Annotated in this window: 21 protein-coding genes; 12 read left to right on the forward strand and 9 right to left on the reverse strand. The window is 33.6% G+C overall.

What is annotated here, in order from left to right:
- Positions 1 to 15: 15 nt before the first annotated feature.
- The gene (locus JK636_RS09335; RefSeq protein ID WP_202748551.1) at positions 16 to 1,851 is read right to left on the reverse strand and encodes an ATP-binding protein; all 1,836 of its coding nucleotides are present in this window, start codon (positions 1,849 to 1,851) and stop codon (positions 16 to 18) included.
- A gap of 438 nt (positions 1,852 to 2,289) precedes the next feature.
- Here JK636_RS09335 and kdpF point away from each other — a divergent pair, with 438 nt between their 5' ends.
- The 4 genes from kdpF to JK636_RS09355 are packed head-to-tail and all read left to right on the forward strand — an operon-like array spanning position 2,290 to position 6,786.
- A complete protein-coding gene (gene kdpF, locus JK636_RS24135; RefSeq protein ID WP_202748804.1) occupies positions 2,290 to 2,367 on the forward strand; it encodes a K(+)-transporting ATPase subunit F in 78 nt (25 codons plus the stop codon).
- 15 nt (positions 2,368 to 2,382) lie between these two features.
- Entirely contained in the window at positions 2,383 to 4,059 is a 1,677-nt protein-coding gene (gene kdpA / locus JK636_RS09345; protein WP_202748552.1) for a potassium-transporting ATPase subunit KdpA, read from the forward strand.
- Between the two features lie 14 nt (positions 4,060 to 4,073).
- Positions 4,074 to 6,134: a potassium-transporting ATPase subunit KdpB gene (gene kdpB / locus JK636_RS09350; RefSeq protein ID WP_202748553.1), complete on the forward strand. Its 2,061-nt coding sequence runs from the start codon at positions 4,074 to 4,076 to the stop codon at positions 6,132 to 6,134.
- A gap of 25 nt (positions 6,135 to 6,159) precedes the next feature.
- On the forward strand, positions 6,160 to 6,786 hold the full coding sequence (locus JK636_RS09355) for a K(+)-transporting ATPase subunit C (RefSeq protein ID WP_202748554.1): 627 nt from the start codon (positions 6,160 to 6,162) through the stop codon (positions 6,784 to 6,786).
- A gap of 185 nt (positions 6,787 to 6,971) precedes the next feature.
- Here the strand turns inward: JK636_RS09355 and JK636_RS09360 are convergent, their stop codons facing one another.
- From JK636_RS09360 to JK636_RS09370, 3 genes are all read right to left on the reverse strand, one after another.
- A complete protein-coding gene (locus JK636_RS09360; RefSeq protein ID WP_202748555.1) occupies positions 6,972 to 8,912 on the reverse strand; it encodes an FtsX-like permease family protein in 1,941 nt (646 codons plus the stop codon).
- Positions 8,902 to 9,666 (reverse strand): ABC transporter ATP-binding protein, encoded by a 765-nt coding sequence (locus JK636_RS09365; RefSeq protein WP_202748556.1) that lies wholly within the window; start codon positions 9,664 to 9,666, stop codon positions 8,902 to 8,904. The genes JK636_RS09360 and JK636_RS09365 overlap by 11 nt, the downstream gene beginning before the upstream one ends.
- Before the next feature lie 103 nt (positions 9,667 to 9,769).
- The gene (locus JK636_RS09370; RefSeq protein ID WP_202748557.1) at positions 9,770 to 10,204 is read right to left on the reverse strand and encodes a hypothetical protein; all 435 of its coding nucleotides are present in this window, start codon (positions 10,202 to 10,204) and stop codon (positions 9,770 to 9,772) included.
- A 511-nt stretch (positions 10,205 to 10,715) separates the two neighbouring features.
- On the opposite strand from JK636_RS09370, the gene gpmA reads away from it, so the two are divergent.
- Positions 10,716 to 11,447 (forward strand): 2,3-diphosphoglycerate-dependent phosphoglycerate mutase, encoded by a 732-nt coding sequence (gene gpmA, locus JK636_RS09375; RefSeq protein WP_202748558.1) that lies wholly within the window; start codon positions 10,716 to 10,718, stop codon positions 11,445 to 11,447.
- 150 nt (positions 11,448 to 11,597) lie between these two features.
- Here the strand turns inward: gpmA and JK636_RS09380 are convergent, their stop codons facing one another.
- The 4 genes from JK636_RS09380 to JK636_RS09395 all read right to left on the reverse strand — a co-directional run bounded on the left by JK636_RS09380 (position 11,598) and on the right by JK636_RS09395 (position 13,594).
- The gene (locus tag JK636_RS09380) at positions 11,598 to 11,942 is read right to left on the reverse strand and encodes a hypothetical protein (RefSeq protein WP_202748559.1); all 345 of its coding nucleotides are present in this window, start codon (positions 11,940 to 11,942) and stop codon (positions 11,598 to 11,600) included.
- A 102-nt stretch (positions 11,943 to 12,044) separates the two neighbouring features.
- Positions 12,045 to 12,443 carry a hypothetical protein gene (locus JK636_RS09385; protein WP_202748560.1) on the reverse strand — a complete coding sequence of 133 codons (399 nt, stop codon included), beginning with the start codon at positions 12,441 to 12,443 and terminating at the stop codon, positions 12,045 to 12,047.
- Between the two features lie 124 nt (positions 12,444 to 12,567).
- Positions 12,568 to 12,999, reverse strand: coding sequence for a hypothetical protein (locus JK636_RS09390; protein WP_202748561.1), 432 nt, complete (start codon positions 12,997 to 12,999; stop codon positions 12,568 to 12,570).
- A 262-nt stretch (positions 13,000 to 13,261) separates the two neighbouring features.
- Entirely contained in the window at positions 13,262 to 13,594 is a 333-nt protein-coding gene (locus JK636_RS09395; RefSeq protein WP_202748562.1) for a hypothetical protein, read from the reverse strand.
- 266 nt (positions 13,595 to 13,860) lie between these two features.
- On the opposite strand from JK636_RS09395, the gene JK636_RS09400 reads away from it, so the two are divergent.
- From JK636_RS09400 to JK636_RS09425, 6 genes are read left to right on the forward strand one after another with little or no spacing between them, the layout of a single operon-like run.
- Positions 13,861 to 15,777: an NADH-quinone oxidoreductase subunit 5 family protein gene (locus JK636_RS09400; RefSeq protein ID WP_202748563.1), complete on the forward strand. Its 1,917-nt coding sequence runs from the start codon at positions 13,861 to 13,863 to the stop codon at positions 15,775 to 15,777.
- Complete coding sequence (locus JK636_RS09405; protein ID WP_202748564.1) at positions 15,777 to 16,649, forward strand: respiratory chain complex I subunit 1 family protein; 873 nt, start codon at positions 15,777 to 15,779, stop codon at positions 16,647 to 16,649. The genes JK636_RS09400 and JK636_RS09405 overlap by 1 nt, the downstream gene beginning before the upstream one ends.
- A 30-nt stretch (positions 16,650 to 16,679) precedes the next feature.
- The gene (locus tag JK636_RS09410; RefSeq protein WP_202748565.1) at positions 16,680 to 17,120 is read left to right on the forward strand and encodes an NADH-quinone oxidoreductase subunit B family protein; all 441 of its coding nucleotides are present in this window, start codon (positions 16,680 to 16,682) and stop codon (positions 17,118 to 17,120) included.
- A gap of 15 nt (positions 17,121 to 17,135) precedes the next feature.
- On the forward strand, positions 17,136 to 17,498 hold the full coding sequence (locus tag JK636_RS09415; protein WP_202748566.1) for an NADH-quinone oxidoreductase subunit C: 363 nt from the start codon (positions 17,136 to 17,138) through the stop codon (positions 17,496 to 17,498).
- A 4-nt stretch (positions 17,499 to 17,502) separates the two neighbouring features.
- The gene (locus tag JK636_RS09420) at positions 17,503 to 18,579 is read left to right on the forward strand and encodes a hydrogenase large subunit (protein WP_202748567.1); all 1,077 of its coding nucleotides are present in this window, start codon (positions 17,503 to 17,505) and stop codon (positions 18,577 to 18,579) included.
- A gap of 13 nt (positions 18,580 to 18,592) precedes the next feature.
- Positions 18,593 to 19,111: a 4Fe-4S dicluster domain-containing protein gene (locus JK636_RS09425; protein ID WP_202748568.1), complete on the forward strand. Its 519-nt coding sequence runs from the start codon at positions 18,593 to 18,595 to the stop codon at positions 19,109 to 19,111.
- Between the two features lie 55 nt (positions 19,112 to 19,166).
- Here the strand turns inward: JK636_RS09425 and JK636_RS09430 are convergent, their stop codons facing one another.
- Positions 19,167 to 19,787 carry a DedA family protein gene (locus JK636_RS09430; RefSeq protein WP_202748569.1) on the reverse strand — a complete coding sequence of 207 codons (621 nt, stop codon included), beginning with the start codon at positions 19,785 to 19,787 and terminating at the stop codon, positions 19,167 to 19,169.
- 292 nt (positions 19,788 to 20,079) lie between these two features.
- Here JK636_RS09430 and JK636_RS09435 point away from each other — a divergent pair, with 292 nt between their 5' ends.
- Complete coding sequence (locus JK636_RS09435) at positions 20,080 to 21,282, forward strand: DUF5050 domain-containing protein (protein WP_202748570.1); 1,203 nt, start codon at positions 20,080 to 20,082, stop codon at positions 21,280 to 21,282.
- Positions 21,283 to 21,592 lie beyond the last annotated feature (310 nt).

The raw sequence follows: 21,592 nt of genomic DNA on the forward strand, positions 1-21,592 counted from the left end.
TATACCCATTAAAGACTAAAATTTTTCCTCAAGCGGTAGTGTAAATGTAAATATGCTGCCTTCATGAAGCTCACTCTCACACCATATTTCCCCGCCCTGAGCTTCTACTATTTCCTTTGCTATAGAGAGTCCTAATCCAGTGCCTCTATCCTCTGTTCCTTTGACCTGCACAAACTTTTCAAAAATCTTTTCAACATAATCTTCAGGTATACCTTTCCCTGTATCTTTAACTGAGACACACATTCTATTCTGCTTAACAAAAGACCTGATTAGTATTTTGTCTCCAGCTTCAGTAAACTTTAGTGCATTTGATATTAAATTATTTAAAACCCAAAGAGTTTTATCAAAATCCACTTTAACCTTTATAGAGCTTCCAATAGGATTATATTGCAGGCTTATATTTCTTTCTTTAGCCTCACTGACAAAACTTTTAATACTATTTTCTACAATAGCTTCTATAGTGCAATCCTCTATATTAAATATAGATTTACTGGACTCCAGCTTTGAAAGATGAAGAAGATTATTAACTAAATTCAAAAGCTTTTCACTTTCTTCATTTATAGTCTCAACTATTTCCTGCTGCTTTTTACTAAGACCTCCAGCAGCCTCATCTCCAATTAAACTTGCCCCCATCATTATAGAAGTAAGCGGAGTCTTAAACTCGTGGGAAACCGTAGCGATAAAATCACTTTTAAGTTTTTCTATCTCTTTAAGACCTGTTACGTTTTGAAAAAGTACAACCAAACCGTATCTCTTATTATCTGTTTCTCTTAGTCTAGTTACTAGAACATTATAATAATAGTCTTTACTGTTATAATTAAAATAAAAAATCTTCTGTTCTATTTTATCTTCTTCTGAGTTATATATATTTTTAATATAGTCATACAATTCACCATTTCTCACTACCTCAAGAAAATACTTGTTCAGGACAATTTTTTCTTCAAGATTAAATAACTGTTCAAAAGCCTCATTTATAAGCACTATCTTATAATTTGTGTCCATAACAATTATTGGATCCGAAATACTTTTAACTATAGCTAAAGACTTATTCTTCTCAGCCAAAACCTTGCCCAAGGTGCTTTGTTCAAACTGCATAAGTCTTTTAGTCATATCATTGAATTCCTTAGAAAGTTCACCAATTTCATCCTGACTTACAATTTTCGTCTGCTTATTTAATTCGCCTTCCTTTAGCGCTTTCATATTATCTCTTAAAGCGTACAAGGGACTTAGGAATTTAATTAGTGATAACCATGCCGCAGTAAGACCTCCAATTATAGAAAGCACAGATAGAATTATAACTATATTCATGGACTTCTCAGAAGCATTTATTACTCTTTCCTTACCGCTAAACATAGCCTTTTCATTAAGAATAGATAAATCTCTCAATAGTTTCTTGAGGTTGCTGTACTCAGGGTACATTTCATCATTATAAAAATTTATTACCTTGGAATTATCCGAATTTATTGCTGTTTCCTGAAGTCTCGAAAATAATGTTAAGTAAGCTGTATAAGAATTATTTATATCTTCTACAAATTGCTTCTCATTTTTTTCGGTAATATTTGAAGCCTCTACATTATACCATTGATAAAAATAACCGCTGTTTTTATTAAAATCGCTAATTCCTTTATTTTTATTGGTATTTATATACGTCAGTGCAGCAGAATTCTGCCCCTCCAGTGCATCCAGCATATAACCGGCTGCATTTATACTTTTATAATTGTCTGTCATAAGGCCCTGTATGCTTTTACCTAAGGAATAGATATTAGCTATGGAGGTTGCCCCTACCACTGCGAGTATAAATACTAGCAGCAGATAAACGATCAAAAACTTGCCCTTTAAGGTTTTTAACATAATCCTCTCTCCTATATAATTAACCCTTTTAATTTTAAAGCTTCCCTTAATAAAGCTAGTATAATTTTTACAATTACAAAAGTCAAACGCTCCTTAAGTACAGGTGCAAACCAAAGAAAACTTAATCCTTGCTGTGAAAGAAGAACTTAATTTCTTTAAATTAGAAGCTATAAGCTATATTAGCTTATTAAGGCACAGGTTTTAATAATCGAGCTTTAACTATCAGGGGGTGTATAATCTTTGTATGTTATTAGACATATAACGCATAATAAATCCTGTAACTAATTGCGTAATGTGTTGTTTTTAAAGGAGGTATACCATGAAGGATTTAATATTTTTGGGAGCATTAGTACTATGCTTCTTTATAACTTATTTATTTACTAACTGGTGTGACAGGCAAATATCTCATAAAGAAGAAGGATAAGGTGGAGATTAAAAATGATAATTCTAATTATAATTGCAGTGTTACTTTTCATTTACTTAGGCTATGCACTTATAAATCCTGAAAAATTTTAGAAAGGCGGAAACAAAATGGACATTTTACAGATTGCAATATCATTATTGCTGTTTATTTTAATTATTATTCCTTTAGGAAGATACTTGTACAAAGTTTCAGTAAATGATAAAACCTTTTTAGACCCTATACTTAATCCTGTTGACAAGTTTATTTACAGGGTTGCAGGAATTAAAGAAGAAGAAATGAACTGGAAGACATATGTTTTAGCACTGATAGCTACTAATGCTGTGATGACATTTATTGTTTATTTAATTTTTAGAATACAAGGTATGGGACTTTTAAATCCAAATGGAATAAAACCAATGGAGCAGTCGCTATCATTCAACACTGCCATAAGTTTTATCACAAATACAAATCTTCAGGACTACTCAGGGGAATCGGGGCTCTCTTATTTTAGTCAAATGGCTGCTATTACCTACTTAATGTTTACTTCAGCAGGTACTGGTTTTGCAGCAGCTGTTGCCTTTATCAGAGGTTTATCCGGAAAGAAAGGCTTTGGAAACTTCTTTGTTGACTTAGTAAGAATTCATACAAGAGTGCTTCTTCCTCTTTCAATAATAGTAACTATGATGCTTGTATGGCAGGGTGTACCGCAAACCTTAGCTCCTAACCTTACAATTCATACTATAGAAGGAAAACTTCAGGATATACCTTTAGGTCCTGTAGCTTCACTTGAAGCAATTAAGCACATCGGTACAAATGGAGGAGGATTTTTTGGGGCAAATGCGGCTCATCCTTTCGAAAACCCAACACCGCTTAGCAACTTAATCAACATGCTGTCAATGATGATATTACCAGGAGCCTTGGTATTTACATTAGGTTATGCCCTTAAAAATAAGAAGCAAGCTTATACAATATTTGCAACTATGTCCATATTATTTATAGCTTCTCTTACTGTATGCTATCTGGCTGAAAAGGCAGGTAATCCTGTACTTGTAAAGCTTGGTTTAAGTCAGGTAATGGGCAGTATGGAAGGAAAGGAAGTCCGATTTGGTATAGCAGGCTCTTCCTTGTTTACAACTGTTACTACAGCTTTTACAACTGGGTCTGTAAATAATATGCATGATACCTTGACTCCACTTGGAGGTTTAATTCCTCTATGGCAGATGATGCTTAACGTGGTCTTTGGCGGGAAAGGCGTAGGCCTTATGAATATGCTTATGTACATTATTCTGACAGTATTCCTGTGCGGACTCATGGTTGGAAGAACCCCGGAATTTCTTGGTAAAAAGATAGAAGGTAAAGAGATGAAGCTTATAGCTATAGGTATATTAGTGCATCCATTTATAATATTGATACCTTCTGCTATAGCCCTCGTTACCAAAGCAGGCCTTGCTGGTATATCAAATCCTGGCTTTCACGGCTTAACTCAAGTGCTGTACCAGTATGCTTCTTCTGCAGCAAATAATGGTTCTGGCTTTGAAGGTATGGCAGATAACACATTATTCTGGAATACATCAACAGGACTTGTGATGTTCTTTGGAAGATATTTAACTATAATACTTTTACTGACGGTAGCAGCTTCTTTGGCAGAGAAGAGGGCAATTCCTGTTACAGATTCAACTTTTAGAACAGATAATGCTATGTTTGTTGTTATGCTGATTTCTATTATTATAATTGTCGCTGCTTTAACCTTCTTCCCAGCCCTTGCATTAGGTCCAATAGCAGAACATTTAACCCTTTGGAGATAAGAAGGAGATTATTTATGAGTAAAGAACGTAAAAATAAGCTTATGTCAAAAGAAATTGTAAATAAAGCCATAAAGGACGCCTTCATTAAATTGAATCCAGCCTTTATGATTAAAAATCCAGTTATGTTTATAGTAGAACTTGGAGCCATAATTACTCTGATTTTAACTATATTTCCCAACTTATTTGGGGATACAAGTGAAAGTTTAAGGCTATATAATGCTTTAATATTTGTCATTCTTCTTGTTACTGTGCTCTTTGCAAACTTTGCTGAAGCAATTGCTGAAGGCAGAGGAAAGGCTCAGGCAGAAAGTCTTAAGAAAACACGTAAGGATACCATGGCAAAGCTTCTTAACTCAAATGAGAGCATTAAAATTGTAAGCTCAAATGAAGTTAAGAAGGATGATATTGTTTTAGTTGAAGCAGGAGACATTATACCAAATGACGGTGAAGTTATTGAAGGCATAGCCTCTGTAGATGAATCTGCCATAACAGGAGAATCTGCTCCAGTTGTCAAGGAAGCAGGAGGTGATTTCAGCTCTGTTACAGGTGGAACTAAAGTTGTCAGCGACTTCTTAAAGATTAAAATAACTGCAACTCCAGGTGAGTCCTTCTTAGATAAAATGATAGCCTTGGTTGAAGGTGCAGCAAGGCAGAAGACGCCAAATGAAATAGCGTTAAACACTATATTAGTGAGCTTAACTATTATATTTTTGGTTGTTATAATCTCACTGCTTCCTATGGCTTCATATTCAGGTGTAATTATTAACGTAGCCACCTTAATTGCCCTTTTAGTATGCTTAATCCCTACAACCATTGGAGGACTTCTTTCTGCTATTGGTATAGCAGGCATGGACAGAGTAACACGCTTTAATGTAATAGCCATGTCCGGAAAAGCTGTAGAAGCTTGCGGGGACGTAAGCACCATGATACTAGATAAAACTGGTACAATAACCTTTGGCAACAGAATGGCTGCGGATTTTTATCCAGTTGATAGTGTTTCTAAGGATGAGTTAACTAAATTTGCTCTTATATCTTCAATAAAAGACGAAACCCCTGAGGGAAGATCTATAGTAGAGCTTGCCAATAAGCTTGGCATTACCGTCGATACAAAGGAATACGAAGACTGTGATTTTATAGAATTTACAGCTCAAACAAGAAAAAGCGGCTTGGATTTGAAAAATGGCACACAAATTAGAAAAGGTGCAGCTGACAGCATTAAAACCTTTGTCAAGGAACTAGGAGGTACAATACCTGAAGGGCTTGATGAAATAACTGAAAGAATATCAAAACTTGGTGGAACCCCACTTGTAGTATGTGTTGATAAAAATATTTTAGGTGTAATATACCTTAAAGACACTGTCAAACCAGGTCTTGTAGAAAGATTTGACAGGCTTAGAGAGATGGGAATAAAAACTATAATGTGTACTGGAGATAACCCGTTAACTGCAGCTACCATTGCACAGGAAGCTGGAGTAGATGAGTTTGTAGCCGAGTGCAAGCCTGAGGATAAAATAGCTGTTATTAAAAGAGAACAAGCAGAAGGAAAGCTTGTAGCTATGACAGGAGATGGTACAAATGATGCTCCTGCACTAGCCCAAGCTGACGTTGGTCTTGCAATGAACAGCGGAACTATTGCAGCAAAGGAAGCTGCGAACATGGTGGATTTAGATTCCGACCCAACAAAGATACTTGAGGTTGTAGAGATAGGAAAGCAACTTTTAATAACAAGAGGAGCACTTACAACTTTCAGTATAGCTAACGACGTTGCAAAGTATTTTGCCATTATCCCTGCTATGTTTGCTGCCGCTATACCACAAATGAATATTTTGAATATAATGAGACTTGAGTCTTCTCAAAGCGCTATAATCTCAGCCCTAATATTCAACGCTATAATTATACCGCTGCTTATTCCTATAGCAATGAAAGGCGTAAAATACAGACCTATGAAAGCTTCGGTGCTGCTTGCAAGAAATGTACTAATCTTTGGTGTGGGTGGTTTAATTGCTCCTTTTGTTGGTATTAAAATAATAGATATTGTTATTACACCTCTGTTAAGAGCATTAAACCTTGCTTAGCCTTTTTGTGAAAGGATGAATGTTTATGAAAATTTTAAAAAAAGCTTTTCTTTTAAGTATAATATTATTGGTCATATTTGGTATTGGATACCCGCTTCTAATGACAGGTTTAAGTCAGCTTGTTTTTCCAAAGCAGGCTAACGGAAGTATTATAGACATAAATGATCAGAAGGTGGGATCTGAAGTCTTAGGTCAAAGCTTTAGCGATGCAAGATATTTCAAAGGAAGACCTTCCGCTGTTAATTATAATACCTATACCGAAGCTGATACAAAGCCTGATAAGGACGGAAAAACCGCTTACTCAGGAGTTTCTTCAGGCTCTCAAAACCTTGCTCCTTCGAACCCTGCCTTAGCAGAAAGAATCCAGAAGGATATGGATGAGTTTTTAAAAGCAAACCCCAGTGTTAAAAAAGAGGATATACCTGCAGACCTTTTAACTGCATCAGGCTCTGGGCTTGATCCTCATATAAGTCCTGCTGCCGCAAAGCTTCAGATTCCTTCAGTAGCTAAAGCTACGGGTATAAGTGAAGCTGAACTGAATAAAATCATAGAAGCCTCTACAGAAGACAGACAGCTTGGAGTGCTAGGTGAGGCAAGAGTCAATGTTTTGAAGGCTAATATTGAAGTCTTTAAGCAGATTAACAAAAAATAATTCTATTTGAGACTGCAAGTAAAATAGATCACTTAGATAACTGAACTGACAGCCTCAACTGGTAATATTCAAAACTTAAAAAAGCAACTATTGGTAAAGCCTTTACTAATAGTTGCTTAATTATTGTTAATTTAATATCTATAAAGAAAAGACCGTAAACTTTATGATTTATAACTCATCGTAAACTAAAATACATAAGCTATAATTTTCTTTATATAAATCTTTTTATATAGAACATAATATACTAATTGTAATCCTAAATATAATAATCCTAAAATAAACGGGTATCCAATGGAAGTCAAATAACTTATATTAATAATACCTGAAAATAAAGAATAACTATAAAACATTGAAAATAATATACCCAGTATATATGGTAAGAAAAACAATACTCCCAGCTCTTTAGAAACACTTCTTTCTATTTCTTCTGTTGTAATTCCTATCTTGGAGAGCTTTTTGTATTTTATCTTCTCTCTTTCAAATTCCGTCAGCAATTTAAAATGCAAAATTACACATGATGATATAAAAAAGAGTATTCCTACAAAGGTTATTAAAAACAAAAGGAATGAGCCCGATTGTTTTTGCTCCATATACTCACCGATCTTTGATACAAGCTTAAAAGCTGCATTATCCTTATCTATACTATCATAGTACAATCTAGTATTAGCTCTATTATATTGTTCTAATTCCGATTCAAGCTTTTCAGCTATAGATTCGGTCTTCTTCCAATTCTCAAAGTTAATAAGATTGATATGTCCTATTTCTGAAGGCTTGACTTCCGCTTTTATATTTTTATAGTCCTCATCATTGACTATTATGTAACGTGAATTATTTAGTGCTACTATATTATTGAAGAATATTTTTTTTATTGAACCTTGGGAGGTAAGCACCTGCTTTGAACTTTTTGTTTCTATGTAGGCTTTCTGCATTTCCGTTGTATCATGTTTGTATCCGTCATTTTCTACTATCTGAAATAAATTAATAAAGCTGCCCTTTGGTATGCTTATTGATGTTTTCGAAACAGTATTCAAATCCTTAGCAGATAAAATTGTTAAGTTGCGCATACTTATAAGTTCCAAGGTTTGATGAGATTTTAATGGAGTTTCACCATTTTCAATTATACTGTTTAACTTTTCTTTGGGTATCATGTTTTTCCCATATAGCTCTGCATATGCTATGTCATAAGGATTATGATTTATTCCAAAATCCTTAGAATCCGAAACAATTTCTAGTCCTATTGTAGTAAAAAATATTGTTATACCTATAAGTAGGGATATTACTAGAATTACTTTTTTTAATTGATTAAAGGAATATTTCATACTTGTAATAAAAAGCATATTTTTATAATATTTCTTGGGGTTGGGCTTTAATAACTTTGATAAAAGCCCTGCAAAATTAGAAATAATCATATACATTCCTATAAAGAATAATACTGTGCTTCTTAATAAAACCACCGACTGATCTGATTTATAATTAACTATCAAATCAAAGATAGCTGCTGAAACCGCTAAAAGGCTGATTAATCCAACCATCTTGCCACTTAATAAGTTCCTATCTCCCTTTCTTGAGCTTTTCAACAGGTTCACAATATCAAATTTAAATAAGCTAATGAGATTGATTAAAATAAGAAGAATATATATACATAAAAAAAATAATATTGTAAAAAGATAGCTCTTATAGCCGATAGAAAAGCCAACTCCGTTAACCTCAACAATCTTTGTTACAAGAAAATAAAATATCCCGGAAAATAGTGTACCGACTATTAAGCCTGCTGCCAATGAGGCAAGAGATATTATACAGTTTTCAATAAGCATAATCTTTGCTATATCATTATTAGTCATTCCCAAGACCATAAATAGCCCGAACTCAGTTTTTCTAAACTTAATAAATGAATTTTGGGTATAAATTATAAAAAAAACAGAAAATATGCCTATTACTACGCTTGGTGCTATCAAGTTACTTGAAATTACAGAATTAACTTTATTATAGTTCATAAAATTCTTATTTGTCATAAGCGTTAAGTATGTGAATAATATCATTACCGTGAAGCTATTGCATAGAAAGTATAATAAATACTTTCTAATATTTGCTTTAAACATTGTAAAGGTGATCTCGTTAAATGTCATCCTTTTCTCCTCCCAATAAAGCAAGACTATTCATTATCTCATCAAAAAATTCCTTTCTACTGCCTTTCTTATCAATTGAAGAATGCAGCATTCCATCCTTAATAAAAATAACCTTATTGCAATAGCTTGCAGAGAAAACATCATGGGTTACTACGAGAATGGTATTTTCAAATTCCTTATTCATCTTTTCAAAACATTCCATTATTGATTTTGATGATTTTGAGTCAAGATTTCCTGTAGGTTCATCTGCATATATTATACTTGGATCATTAATTATAGCTCTGCTTACTGCAGCTCTCTGCTGCTGTCCCCCGGAAACATTATAAGGATACTTATAAGCAATATCATATATCCCAAATAATGACATAGTTTCTTCAACCTTTTGCTCCATATAATCCGCAGGCTTTTTATCTAAAATCATTGGAAGCATTATATTTTCCTTTAGGCTTAGGCTATCTAATAAATTAAACTCCTGAAACACAAATCCCAGCTCTTTACGCCTAAAAATTGCTAGTTCATTTTTACTCATTTCATTAATATTCTTGTTTGATATTTTTACAAAGCCGGAAGTTGGTTTTGCAATACCGCTTATAACATTTAAAAGAGTAGTTTTCCCACTGCCAGAAGGACCCATGATACCAATAAATTCTCCTTCTTCCACAGTAAAACTTATGTTATTAACTGCCTTTACGGAAACTTGTCCTCTTTCACCGCCATATATCTTCGTAAGCTTGTTTACTTCTAAAATAGACATCTTAACTACCTGCCTTTCATAATTGTAATTATAAATCAACTAAGATAAAATTCCAATAATTTTACAGGTATAAGCTTGCAGTATAAAAATTTATATGCATAATTTAAATAAACCTTATTTTCTTTAAAGCTAGCATATCTCCTTTAAATTCATACTCTATCTCTATTGTTCCTACATATCCTGAAGGAGATACTTGAGCATCAACATCTGCATAAATAATATCATTGTAAATTCTCCAATGTATTTCTGAACCAAACGCCACATTATTAAACCATAGCGGCGTAAAGCTTTTATCTTTCACTATTTCGGTAATACTGTTATTTATGCTGATAGCAATTAAAACCTTATCATCTTTAGAAATGATTTTGGTAGTAACATTTTCATTAATAATATTAATAGGATTAAGAATGCTCATCTCTTTTAGGTTTGGTAATTCTAGTATATGAATATTTTCTATGTGATGGTCACTCCCTGTACCAGTTGTTAAAATAGCAATTAATTCTTTATTATCATCTTTATTAACATCAGTTAATAACAATTTAGGTTAAAAAGTTAAATTAGTAACATTCTGCCAGTCTAGAACAATAGTTTTTTTATTTGCAACAAGTATGAATTTATTATACATATCTTTTTATTTATTAGATTGTGCAAATAAACTTATATTTTCACTTGGCAATGATGCTACTAATTTATGTTCTTATAAATCATGTGATGTAATACATTTTACATATGGTTCAATAGAGAATGCACCCAGCGAGCTTACTATATTAAATGAAATAATTATAGTCGAACATATTCTTTTGAATAACATTTAATCACCTCATTATAGCTCTACTCTAGTTAGTTCTAATATTCATACACATACTATATAGGCATATTAGGTATATTATATATAACCTATATATACATATATTATTTAATTCATATTTATAAATAAATTAATGTTAACAATGATAACAATATAATATAAACCCAGTAGCCATAAGCATTTAAGTTGTTAACATTCCCGTTATCATTCAAATTTACTAATAAAGGTGGTGTCCTAACTCATGATTAAGCTAGTTTTAATACGACATGGTCAAAGTATATGGAACTTGGAAAATAGATTTACAGGCTGGACAGATATTGATTTAACTGATAATGGTTTGGAAGAAGCAAGGCAGGCTGGAATAATTCTAAAGAAGAATGGCTACAACTTTGATGCAGCATTTACTTCAGTTCTAAAAAGAGCTATAAGAACATTATGGATAATACTTCATGAAATGGATCTTATGTGGATACCAGTTTATAAGACATGGAGGCTTAACGAAAGACACTATGGGGCTTTGCAAGGTTTAAACAAAGCAGAAACCGCAGCTAAATATGGGGATGAACAAGTCCATATATGGAGAAGATCTGTTGATGTACGTCCACCTGCTTTAGAAAAAAGCGATACCAGATGGGATTTTGGAAATCCAAAGTATAGCGAGCTTAGTGAGAACGAGCTCCCATTAACCGAGAACCTGGAAGATACCGAGAAAAGAGTTCTTAAATATTGGCATAACTCAATAGTTCCTTTAATTAAAGATAATAAAAAAATAATAATTTCAGCTCATGGCAATACAATTAGAGCATTGGTAAAGTATTTAGATAATATACCAAGTGATGGTATAGCAAGTCTAAATATTCCTACAGGAATTCCTTTAGTATACGAATTGGATAATAATTTAAATTCAATTAGACGTTATTATCTTGGATTTGATGGTGAAATTCAAGATGGAAGTATACCACAACATATATAGATACTTTTAATAGCTAGGCATTAGCTCAGATAACTGAGAGAAATGTTTTTGATCTTTTAGTGAGCTAATTTCTTGGGATACCTTATAAGAAAGCCCTCATCCATTTGGATGAGGGCCATATTTTTAGTATTGTGTATTATCTTGTGTCTATTACCATCCGCTTCCTACTGCGTTATGAACAAATGCTGCTATTCTGTCTACTGGAATGTCTACTATTGATCCTAAGCCACGATTACCACTGCAGTTTATTCTTCCCTCTCCTCCTAATTGTTCCCCTTCTACTCCAAATGGTCTCCTTTCTCTGTCGCAGCAGCTTCCAAGTGCGCATCCAGGTGCTGGTCCTATCTGAGTTATTAATCTAACAAAGTTGCAGTTAACAGTTGCAAGTACTCCTGTAAAACCACGACCTGATTCTCCTCCGCTAGTTGTGAAAATTGTAACCGTTTGTCCGATGTGTCTTGCTAAATCTGATACTATGCTAAATCCGTTTGCCATCCTGTGTTTCCTCCTTTCTCATATTAAAGATTATGTGGACTGTTTGTCCTAGTATATAATATGTTACTTTGAAGAAAGGGTTACAAATTTTAAAGTTATTTTTTAAATTGTATTATGAACAAATGCAGCAATTTTATTGATTGGAATATTAGTAATAGTTCCCAATGAAAGTGCTTCATTATTTTGATTAATCTCGTTTTCATCAGTATCAGAAATAAACCCAGGTGGAGAAGCTATCTTAGATAGTATTTTTATATAATCATTTTTTACATCCAATAAAACTCCTGTAAAGCCAGAGCCTGATTCGCCTCCACTTACTGTATATATAGTTATAGTTTGACCTATGTATTTTATTAAGCTTTGAATAAAATTATTATCATTTAATAAAACCTTGCTTGCTTTTATGTTTTCTTTTATTTCATAGTTACAGCCTGCTTTAACATATATCTTTTTCTTTCTCTTTGTCCTTATGTTGAATATGTTCACATTTCTTCTTGCCATTCAACCTCACCTTTCATATATATTTAGCTATATTATAATATGAGAAGGATCAAGAATTGATACTATATAGTTATCAAAGACACCATCTTCTAAGATGGTGCCTAAATTACTTATTTACTTACTTTTACCAGCCGCTATCAACTGCATTATGAACAAATGATGCTATTCTATCAACAGGAATATCAACAACTGCTCCAAGTCCATGATTTGCATTACAGTTAATCCTATGCTGTTGTCCGCCTAGATTAGCTCCCTGTACACCTGTTGGATTATATCCTTGTATCCCTTGATTATTTACGTTATTTCCATAGTCTCCTATACCATCTGTACATACGTCATCACCTACGCCTGCAACAGGTCCCATATGGTCGCAACAATTTCCTAATGCGCAGCCTGGTGCTGGGCCTATTTGTGTAATTAATCTAACAAAACTGCAATTAACAGTTGCTAATACGCCAGTAAATCCCCTGCCTGATTGCCCTCCACTTGTTGTAAAAATAGTAACAGTTTGACCAACAAAATTAGCAAGATTATTTGCGAAGTTTCCGTTTGCCATCCTCTGTTTCCTCCTTTCTTATTATGAAGATATGTTAGGACTTCTTGTCCTGCTATATACTATGAAGCTTATATAATAAGTGCTACTTAAATTTTAAAAATATTCTTTATATAAATATCAAAGTAAATCAGCTATTTAATTCTCGTAAAAATCGTAAAAGCATCGATATTTTACTCGATTAAATAGCGATTTACTAATTGAATTTATATAAAAAGGGGCTGCCTTTAAAGGCATACCCCATAAACTTGCTTTTATATTTATTCTAGTATCCGCTGCTTCCTACAGCATTGTGTACAAAAGCTGCTATTCTGTCTACTGGAATATCTACTATTGAACCAAATTGATTTGCACGGCAGCTAAATCTATCTTGCCCACCTTGTTGTGTCCCTTCAACATTAGTTCCATGATGAGGTCTTTCACAGCAGTTTCCAAGTGCACAGCCTGGTGCTGGTCCAATTTGTGTAACTAGTCTTACAAAGCTGGCATTAACTATTGTTAATACCCCTGTAAAACCTCTACCTGATTCTCCACCGCTTGTTGTAAAAATAGTGACTGTTTGTCCAATATTGTTTGCTAATTCATTCAAAAAATCCATCCTTTGCTTCCTCCTTTCTTATATGTCTGATTATAGGACCCTTGTCCTAGTTCATAATATGAGCTTTAGCATAATGTGTGACAAAAACAATTGAAGGACTTCCTTCAGTTTTAGATAAAACTTATTCAATTACATGTAAATGGACAGACCAATTTCATTTATCACAATTTGTTGTTTTTTTTGAAAATTGGTACTATAATGAAAGTAACTGTTATAGTAAAAATTTAGAACTGTTTAGAAAGATTTGACAGTAAGGAGGTCTTATTATGAACACTTTAATCATTTCTCTTCTTGTTGTTCCAATTGTCTTTGCCTTGTTGTTTCTACTAAATAATGGCAAAACATACTTTAAAGCACTATCCTATTTACTCTTTGCTTTTGGAGCAATAGCATCTATTACACTTGCAATTCACGGACCGGTTCAATTAATAATTGAAGGTTCAGCTTTCACTATGATGGAGGCACTAATAACTGTTTTAGAAATTTTGATCATTGTATTTTTATTTTCTGTTTCGATGAAACATAAAAGAAAAGGTGTGTTTTCACTAACATTTTTGCAGTCGATATTATTTATTTATACTGCTTTTTTTATGGAAAAACACCATGAAACTGTCTTAAATGTGGACAGCTTTTCAATAGTAATGCTCCTTTTAGTAAATATTATAGGTACTCTTATAGTAGTCTTTGCAAACGGATACATTACTGAATATGAACATCACAGACAAATGAAAAGCAAACAGAAATTATTCTACTGTGTAATAAGTATATTTATTGCAGCTATGAATGGGCTTGTTATGAGTGATGGACTAGCCTGGATATACTTCTTCTGGGAAATTACAACCTTGGCTTCATTCATACTAATATCCTATAACGGAGATGCAGAAGCTTATCAAAGCGGTTTTAGAGCATTGTTTCTAAATCTTATAGGCGGTATTTGTTTTTCAGCAGGAAATATATTATTTCAAAGCAAATATGGAATCACAACTCTATCAGATATAGCTAATTATGGTTCAAAGAGTTATGTTCTCTTGGTTCCGGTATTTCTTTTATGTATTGCAGGCTTTGCAAAATCAGCACAGATGCCTTTCCAAAGTTGGCTTCTAGGTGCAATGGTAGCTCCAACACCTGTTTCAGCATTACTTCACTCAAGTACTATGGTTAAGGCTGGAGTATACTTAATAATTAAATTATCACCAGCTTATGCAGGAACAAAACTTGGAACAGCAATTGCATTATATGGAGGTATAACCTTCTTATTATGTTCAGCAATAGCAGTTACTCAAAGAAATGCAAAAAGAATTCTTGCTTATTCAACTATAGCTAATTTAGGACTTATTATCTGTAGTGCCGGCATGGGAACAAGCCTTGGAATTTCAGCAGCAATAATTTTAATTATTTTCCATGCTGTATCAAAAGCTTTATTATTCCTTTGCACAGGACAAATTGAACATACAATAGGCAGCAGAGATGTTGAAGACATGTCTGGGCTTATAGCAAAAGCACCAGTACTTACTTTAATTACAGCTTTCGGTCTTGTGTCAATGATTCTTCCTCCTTTTGGAGTACTTATAACAAAGCTTATATCAATCGAAGCTGCAGCACAAAATCCATTTATCGTAATACTTTTAGTTCTTGGTAGTGCACTTACAACACTATATTACATTAAGTGGATGGGAACAATTCTTTCCTACCCTGCTGTTAAGTTTCCAAACAAAGAAACCAGAGACTTTAACGTATATCTTCCATTATGGGTATTAAGTATTTTAGTTTTACTATCAAGTATATTTGTATCACCTGTTTATAATAAATTAGTATCACCTGAAATTAAGAGTCTTTTACCAAAAGCTCCTGAAGCACTAAATATATCACTTGCAAATATAAGTACTCAGCTTGGAAGCTTCAATAATAATATAGTATTTATAGTAATTGCTTTTGTTATATTAATTGCACTAGTAGTAAAAGGAACTCTTATAGGCAAACCAACAAGAAAGAATATTTATATGTGCGGTGAAAACAACACAGAGGACGAAAACTTATTTAGAGGTCCTGATGGCAGCTATGAAAAAGCAGTTGTCAGCAATTACTACTTAACCAGAATTTTTGATGAAAAACTTATAACAAGACTTGGAAGTCTAATTTCCGTATCATTAATCTTAATTGTTATCTTAGGAGGACTTGCATAATGAGCACAATAGAAATTATTATAAGAAGTCTTTTAGTTTTATTTGCTGCTCCGGTAATAGGCTGTATCTTTGCAGGAATAGACAGAAAGCTTACTGCAAAGCTCCAGGGAAGAGTAGGTCCAAAACTTCTTCAGCCTTGGTATGACTTCAGAAAGCTTATGAGCAAGGAAAATGTAGTAGTAAATAAATATCAAAATATATATATATTATTCTATGTAATATTTATAATAGTAAGTCTTTTAATGCTCTTTTTAGAAATGGACTTACTTATGATTATATTTGTTTATACGATTGCCAACGTAGCATTAATTGTTGGAGCTATGAGTACAGGCTCCCCGTTCAGCAAAATCGGTAGTGCAAGAGAAACAATTTCAATGCTTGCTTACGAACCTATTCTTGTATTTTATATAGTGGGAATGTATATGCTTACAGGCTCCTTCAATATATCAAGATTAAATGCTGCTGACAAACCACTTATTTTGTATTTACCTTTAGTATTTATATCCATGCTGTTTATAATGAGCATAAAATTTAAGAAGTCGCCTTTTGACTTTTCTACTGCTCACCACTCCCATCAAGAGCTTGTAAAAGGAATGTTTACTGACTTTTCAGGCCCTACAATGGGAATGATTGAATTCGCACACTGGTATGAATATGTATTCTTATCAGGATTAATGTTTATATTCTGGAAGCAGAGCTTTGTACTTGGAACATTATTATCAATCTTTACCTTTATATTTGTTATCATAATAGACAACATAACAGCAAGACTTTCCTGGGAATGGATGGTAAAGGTTACATGGACCATTGTTGTCGGCTTAAGTGTAGCAAATATATTGTTTATTTATTTCAATAATGTAAGAATCGTTTAACTCAAATTAATCAGAAAGCGAGGCAAATTTATGAGTTCAGTTATGTCAAAATCTCCATGGATTGTTCATATGAATTGCAATAGCTGTAACGGCTGCGATATAGAAGTATTGGCATGTTTAACTCCCCTTTATGATGCTGAAAGACTTGGGGTAATAAACATTGGTACTCCAAAGCAGGCTGATATTATGGTAATTACAGGTTCAGTAAATTATAAGAGCGTAGATGTAGTTTTAAATGTATATAATCAGATGCCTGAACCTAAGGCAGTAGTAGCTGTAGGTGCTTGCTCCTGCACAGGAGGCATATTCCACGACTGCTACAACGTTATAGGCGGCGCAGACAAGATTATACCAGTTGATGTTTACGTACCAGGATGCTGCCCAAAGCCTGAAACTATATTAGAAGGTATAGCTAAAGCTGCAGCAATGCTTGATGAAAAAAGAGCAGAAATGAAGAAAAAAATCGGCTAAAAAGGGGGACTTTATATGTTAGATAACTTAATCACAGTAGATAAGGATAATATCCGAGAAGCTGTAAACAACAAAAAACTTTATGGACATAGATTTGTGGCTGTTACCTGTGAAAAAGAAGGCGAAGATTATGAACTCACATACCACTTTGATTTAAACTATGAGATGAGTCATATTAGAATTTTAATAAAACCGGAAGATGTTATAAAAAGCGTATCTTCAATATATCCTTCTGCACTTTTAATTGAAAATGAATATAAAGATTTATATGGCTTTAATTTTGAAGGACTTTTAATTGATTATAAAGGACACCTTATGCTTTCTGATAAGGCGCCTGAAACTCCAATGCTTGCAAAGAAAGACAATAAGGAGGCGTAAAGTTATGGCAAGAACAGTTATTCCTTTTGGACCACAGCACCCTGTTTTACCTGAACCAATACAGTTAAAGCTTGTTATGGAAGATGAAAAAGTTGTTGAAGCCCTTCCTTCCATTGGCTATGTACACAGGGGCCTTGAAAAAATGGCAGAGCTTAAGGATTTTAACCAATCTGTATATATAGTTGAAAGAGTTTGTGGTATCTGCAGTTTCATGCACTCTATGGCTTATGTCAGAGGTATTGAAAATATAATGAATATACAAATACCAGAAAGAGCAGAATATTTAAGAGTAATTTGGGCTGAAATAGGCAGACTTCAAAGTCACTTTTTATGGCTTGGACTTCTTGCAGATGCCTTTGGCTTTGAGAGTCTTTTCATGGAGACTTGGAAATACAGAGAAAAAATACTAGATTTAATGGAAATGACCACTGGAAACAGAGTTATAATTTCTGCTAACAAGGTTGGTGGAACAACTAAAGACATTACAGAGGAGCAGATGAAGATTATTCTTTCAACTGTTGATGACCTTGAAAAAGAAATGAAGGATGTTGAAAAAGTATTCTTCGACAGCTATACAGTTAAGCAAAGGCTTGTTGGAGTTGGAATACTTACAAAGCAGGATGCTGAGCAGTATGCTGTTGTAGGTCCTATGGCTAGAGGAAGCGGAATTAAATATGATTTAAGAGCTACCGGCTACAGTGCTTACAAGAATTTAGACTTTGAGCCTGTTGTTGAAAATGCTGGGGATTCTTATGCAAGATGCATAGTAAGAGTTAAAGAAATATATCAAGCCTTTGACCTTATAAGACAGGCAATTGCTAAAATGCCTTCTGGAGATATAGCAGTTCCTGTAAAAGGTTTCCCTAAGGGAGAAACAATTTCAAGACTGGAACAGCCTAGAGGAGAAGCAATATACTATATTAAAGCAAATGGTACTAAGAACCTGGAGAGATTAAAAATCAGGACTCCTACCTTTGCAAACATACCTTCTCTATTAAAAATGCTTCCAGGAAGCAAACTTCAGGACGTACCAGTACTAGTACTTACAATCGATCCATGTATCAGTTGTACAGAGAGGTAACGGAGGTGAGATTATGGCAAATATGCTTCAGTTAATAACAAGAAACCTTTTTAACAAGAAGAAAACAAGACTCTTCCCATTAAGTGCTGAAAGACCAGCCTTTGAACGTTCAAGAGGAAGAATAGTATTAAACCCTGACACCTGTATACTTTGCAGCATTTGTGCACGACGCTGTCCTGCAGATGCTATCACAGTAGATAGAAAAGAAGGCTTTTGGGAATTAGATGCTTATAGATGTATAATCTGCGGAGAATGTGTAAGCGCCTGCCCTAAGAAGTCTATAAGCATGAATAACGATAGAAGACATGCTGCAGAGGATAAGGAATTTGTACATCATAAGGTTGAAGTTCCTGTACCTGCTGCAAAGCCGGCATCACCTAAGCCGGCAGCGGCTGCGGCTGCTCCTGCTTCTAAACCGGTAGCTCCAAATCCTGATGAAAATAAGACTAATATACCTGTAGCTGTTAAACTTGAAGAAAGCAAGGTTGAAACACCAAATACCCTTCCAAAAGAAAATACAGAAACTGCTTAAACAAATGGCAGCTTACATATCGTAAGCTGCCATTTGTCATATAAACTTATTCTGCTTAAAGTTTTGCTTTCTTTTTCTTTTTAAAGAATACAAAGTAAATTATCAAGCCTGCAACCGCAGCTATTACTACATAATCAAGTATGTGAAGCCAGCCTCTTATCTGTTCCCAATTTTCTCCCATATAGTATCCTGCGTATCCTAGTACTACACTCCATAATAAAGAGCCAAAGAAAGTATAAGCAGCAAACTTTCTAATATCCATTTTGCTTAATCCAGCAGGAAGTGATATAAAAGTTCTTATTATAGGAAGAAGTCTTGAGTAAAATGCAATCTTCTCTCCATACTTTTGAAAATACTTGTCGCTCATTTCTATATGTGACTTTTTAAGTCTAAGCTTATCAGCATATTTATCAACCAAAGGCCTTCCGCCTAAAGCTCCTAGATAATAACATAATACTGAGCCTAATGTACCTCCCAGTGTACCCCAAATAATTACCCAAAATAAATTAAGGCGATTTCCTGTGTTTGCCGTCGAAGCCAAATATCCTCCAAAAGGAAGAATTGCCTCACTTGGAATTGGAATACATGCACTTTCTAATGCCATTAAGCCTGCAACTCCAAAATATCCAAACTTTCCAAGCACTGCTACCGCCCAATTGACTATAAACTCAATCATTCTCTTTCTCCCTTCGTTTAAAACAATCTGCAATATAGCCTGTCATTTGATTTGCAGATAATCTTTAAAAGCCATAAACCTCTAATTCAACTTCTTTTTCATCTGTTCCATAAATCAACACCATTATACTATAAACTAAATTTATAGGCTAGTAATAACAGGTTAAATTTCAGTTAAATAATATACTATACTTTAATTTATATTCATAGTTTTCAGAATAGTATTTATAATTCTTTCGTTGTATAATAAGTATATGGTAATTTAAGGTTATAAGAATTTGGGGGAGATTCACGTGAAATATAAAAAATATTTAGTATATGGACTAGCAGTTATTGCTGTACTTTCTTTCATTGCTGTTAGGACTTCATTAAAATCGGATAAGAAAACAAGTGCTGAAGCTAATGCAAAGATTGAAAAAAAAGAAACTGCAAAAAATAATGAAGCAACTTCCACTAAGCCTTCTTCTGATCAAAATTCTTCTGCTGCAAAACCGGAAGAAAATAAAAACAATAAACAGGATATAACTATGGTGGATACAAAGATAAACGATATTGGAAATACTTCCGGAAACCTTGCTAATTTTGCTCTGTTTGCCTCCCAAGGAAAGTGGATTTATTTTAGTTACCCTGAAAGTAATAATAGTCGTATATGTAAAAACTTATATAGGGCTATGAAGGATGGTGAGACAGGGTTAAAGCTCATTTCAGAAAATAGTGGAATTATCTCAATTAATGTAGTTGGAGAGTGGATATATTACATAGACCCGGATAACCAAAGCAGCATCTATAAGATAAAAAATGATGGAACAGAAAAAACAAAAGTTACTATGGACAGCGCTTATCAATTTATAGTTGTAGAAGATTGGATTTATTACTTCTCACCTGTTGGCCTATATAAAATAAAAACTGATGGCAGCGGGCAAAGACCTATTATTGAAGGTAATATTAGAAGCATACTTTTTGTTAAGGATAACTATATTTATTACTCCAATATAGATACTAAAGCTACTGGTACACAACCGGAGTACTGCTCTATTTACAAAGTTAAGTTTGATGGCTCAGATCGTTCTAAAATAACTACTGATAATGTTATGCAATCTATAATAGATGGAGATTGGATTTACTATACAAATGTTTCTGACAACTATAATTTATATAAAGCAAAAATTGATGGAAGTTCAAAAGCAAAGATTTTAAACATGCCTGTATCAACTTTTAACATATCCAATGGCTATATATATGTCAGCTTTCAAAGCGGGGAGCAAAACATAAATAATGACATTCAAAATATATATAGACTAAAAACCGATGGAAGCAATCTTAAAAGGCTTACAAATAATACTACAAGCCGGCTATCTTCAGTAAGTACAATAGATTATATACAATATATTTATATAACTGATGAGTATTTATTTTGCACCGTCTCCAGTCAAAGCGGACCGATGCTTTATAGGGTGAGTCTAGACGGCAGTTCTGAAAAAATATTCGGTAATTAAAAAAGTACTGTAGCAAAGCGACTAAGCCCAGCGTGTTATTTGAATTCGTGGAAATATTTGAGCGAGCAGCAATAAGACTTTAACTAAAAGATTTATAAAGCCATTAAGAATCTTGTATTGTTTGAGCGAAGATATATAGAAAGTATTAATAATCTTTACATTGAGCTGTCCAATAATGTCTAATCTTCAAAGACTTATGGGACAGCTCAATGTAATTAGATTATTACTTTCTATATAGATGAAAAGTCTAAATGATTTTTCATGGGCAACTTAGCTATGGGCACTGCCTGAGTTTAAGTTGCCCCGTGTT

The organism is Clostridium rhizosphaerae, assembly GCF_016765585.1.
In the GTDB taxonomy this organism is placed as follows: Bacteria; Bacillota; Clostridia; order Clostridiales; family Clostridiaceae; genus Clostridium_AT; species Clostridium_AT rhizosphaerae.

Bases quoted from the DNA above. Each gene is read 5' to 3' on its own strand.
- JK636_RS09430 (WP_202748569.1), bottom strand. From the start codon at position 19,787: ATGATTGAGTTTATAGTCAATTGGGCGGTAGCAGTGCTTGGAAAGTTT.
- JK636_RS09405 (WP_202748564.1), top strand. From the start codon at position 15,777: ATGAGCACAATAGAAATTATTATAAGAAGTCTTTTAGTTTTATTTGCT.
- kdpB (WP_202748553.1), top strand. From the start codon at position 4,074: ATGAGTAAAGAACGTAAAAATAAGCTTATGTCAAAAGAAATTGTAAAT.
- kdpA (WP_202748552.1), top strand. From the start codon at position 2,383: ATGGACATTTTACAGATTGCAATATCATTATTGCTGTTTATTTTAATT.
- JK636_RS09415 (WP_202748566.1), top strand. From the start codon at position 17,136: ATGTTAGATAACTTAATCACAGTAGATAAGGATAATATCCGAGAAGCT.
- gpmA (WP_202748558.1), top strand. From the start codon at position 10,716: ATGATTAAGCTAGTTTTAATACGACATGGTCAAAGTATATGGAACTTG.
- JK636_RS09335 (WP_202748551.1), bottom strand. From the start codon at position 1,851: ATGTTAAAAACCTTAAAGGGCAAGTTTTTGATCGTTTATCTGCTGCTA.
- JK636_RS09395 (WP_202748562.1), bottom strand. From the start codon at position 13,594: ATGGATTTTTTGAATGAATTAGCAAACAATATTGGACAAACAGTCACT.
- JK636_RS09400 (WP_202748563.1), top strand. From the start codon at position 13,861: ATGAACACTTTAATCATTTCTCTTCTTGTTGTTCCAATTGTCTTTGCC.
- kdpF (WP_202748804.1), top strand. From the start codon at position 2,290: ATGATAATTCTAATTATAATTGCAGTGTTACTTTTCATTTACTTAGGC.
- JK636_RS09425 (WP_202748568.1), top strand. From the start codon at position 18,593: ATGGCAAATATGCTTCAGTTAATAACAAGAAACCTTTTTAACAAGAAG.
- JK636_RS09355 (WP_202748554.1), top strand. From the start codon at position 6,160: ATGAAAATTTTAAAAAAAGCTTTTCTTTTAAGTATAATATTATTGGTC.
- JK636_RS09365 (WP_202748556.1), bottom strand. From the start codon at position 9,666: ATGTCTATTTTAGAAGTAAACAAGCTTACGAAGATATATGGCGGTGAA.
- JK636_RS09390 (WP_202748561.1), bottom strand. From the start codon at position 12,999: ATGGCAAACGGAAACTTCGCAAATAATCTTGCTAATTTTGTTGGTCAA.
- JK636_RS09360 (WP_202748555.1), bottom strand. From the start codon at position 8,912: ATGACATTTAACGAGATCACCTTTACAATGTTTAAAGCAAATATTAGA.
- JK636_RS09410 (WP_202748565.1), top strand. From the start codon at position 16,680: ATGAGTTCAGTTATGTCAAAATCTCCATGGATTGTTCATATGAATTGC.
- JK636_RS09420 (WP_202748567.1), top strand. From the start codon at position 17,503: ATGGCAAGAACAGTTATTCCTTTTGGACCACAGCACCCTGTTTTACCT.
- JK636_RS09385 (WP_202748560.1), bottom strand. From the start codon at position 12,443: ATGGCAAGAAGAAATGTGAACATATTCAACATAAGGACAAAGAGAAAG.
- JK636_RS09380 (WP_202748559.1), bottom strand. From the start codon at position 11,942: ATGGCAAACGGATTTAGCATAGTATCAGATTTAGCAAGACACATCGGA.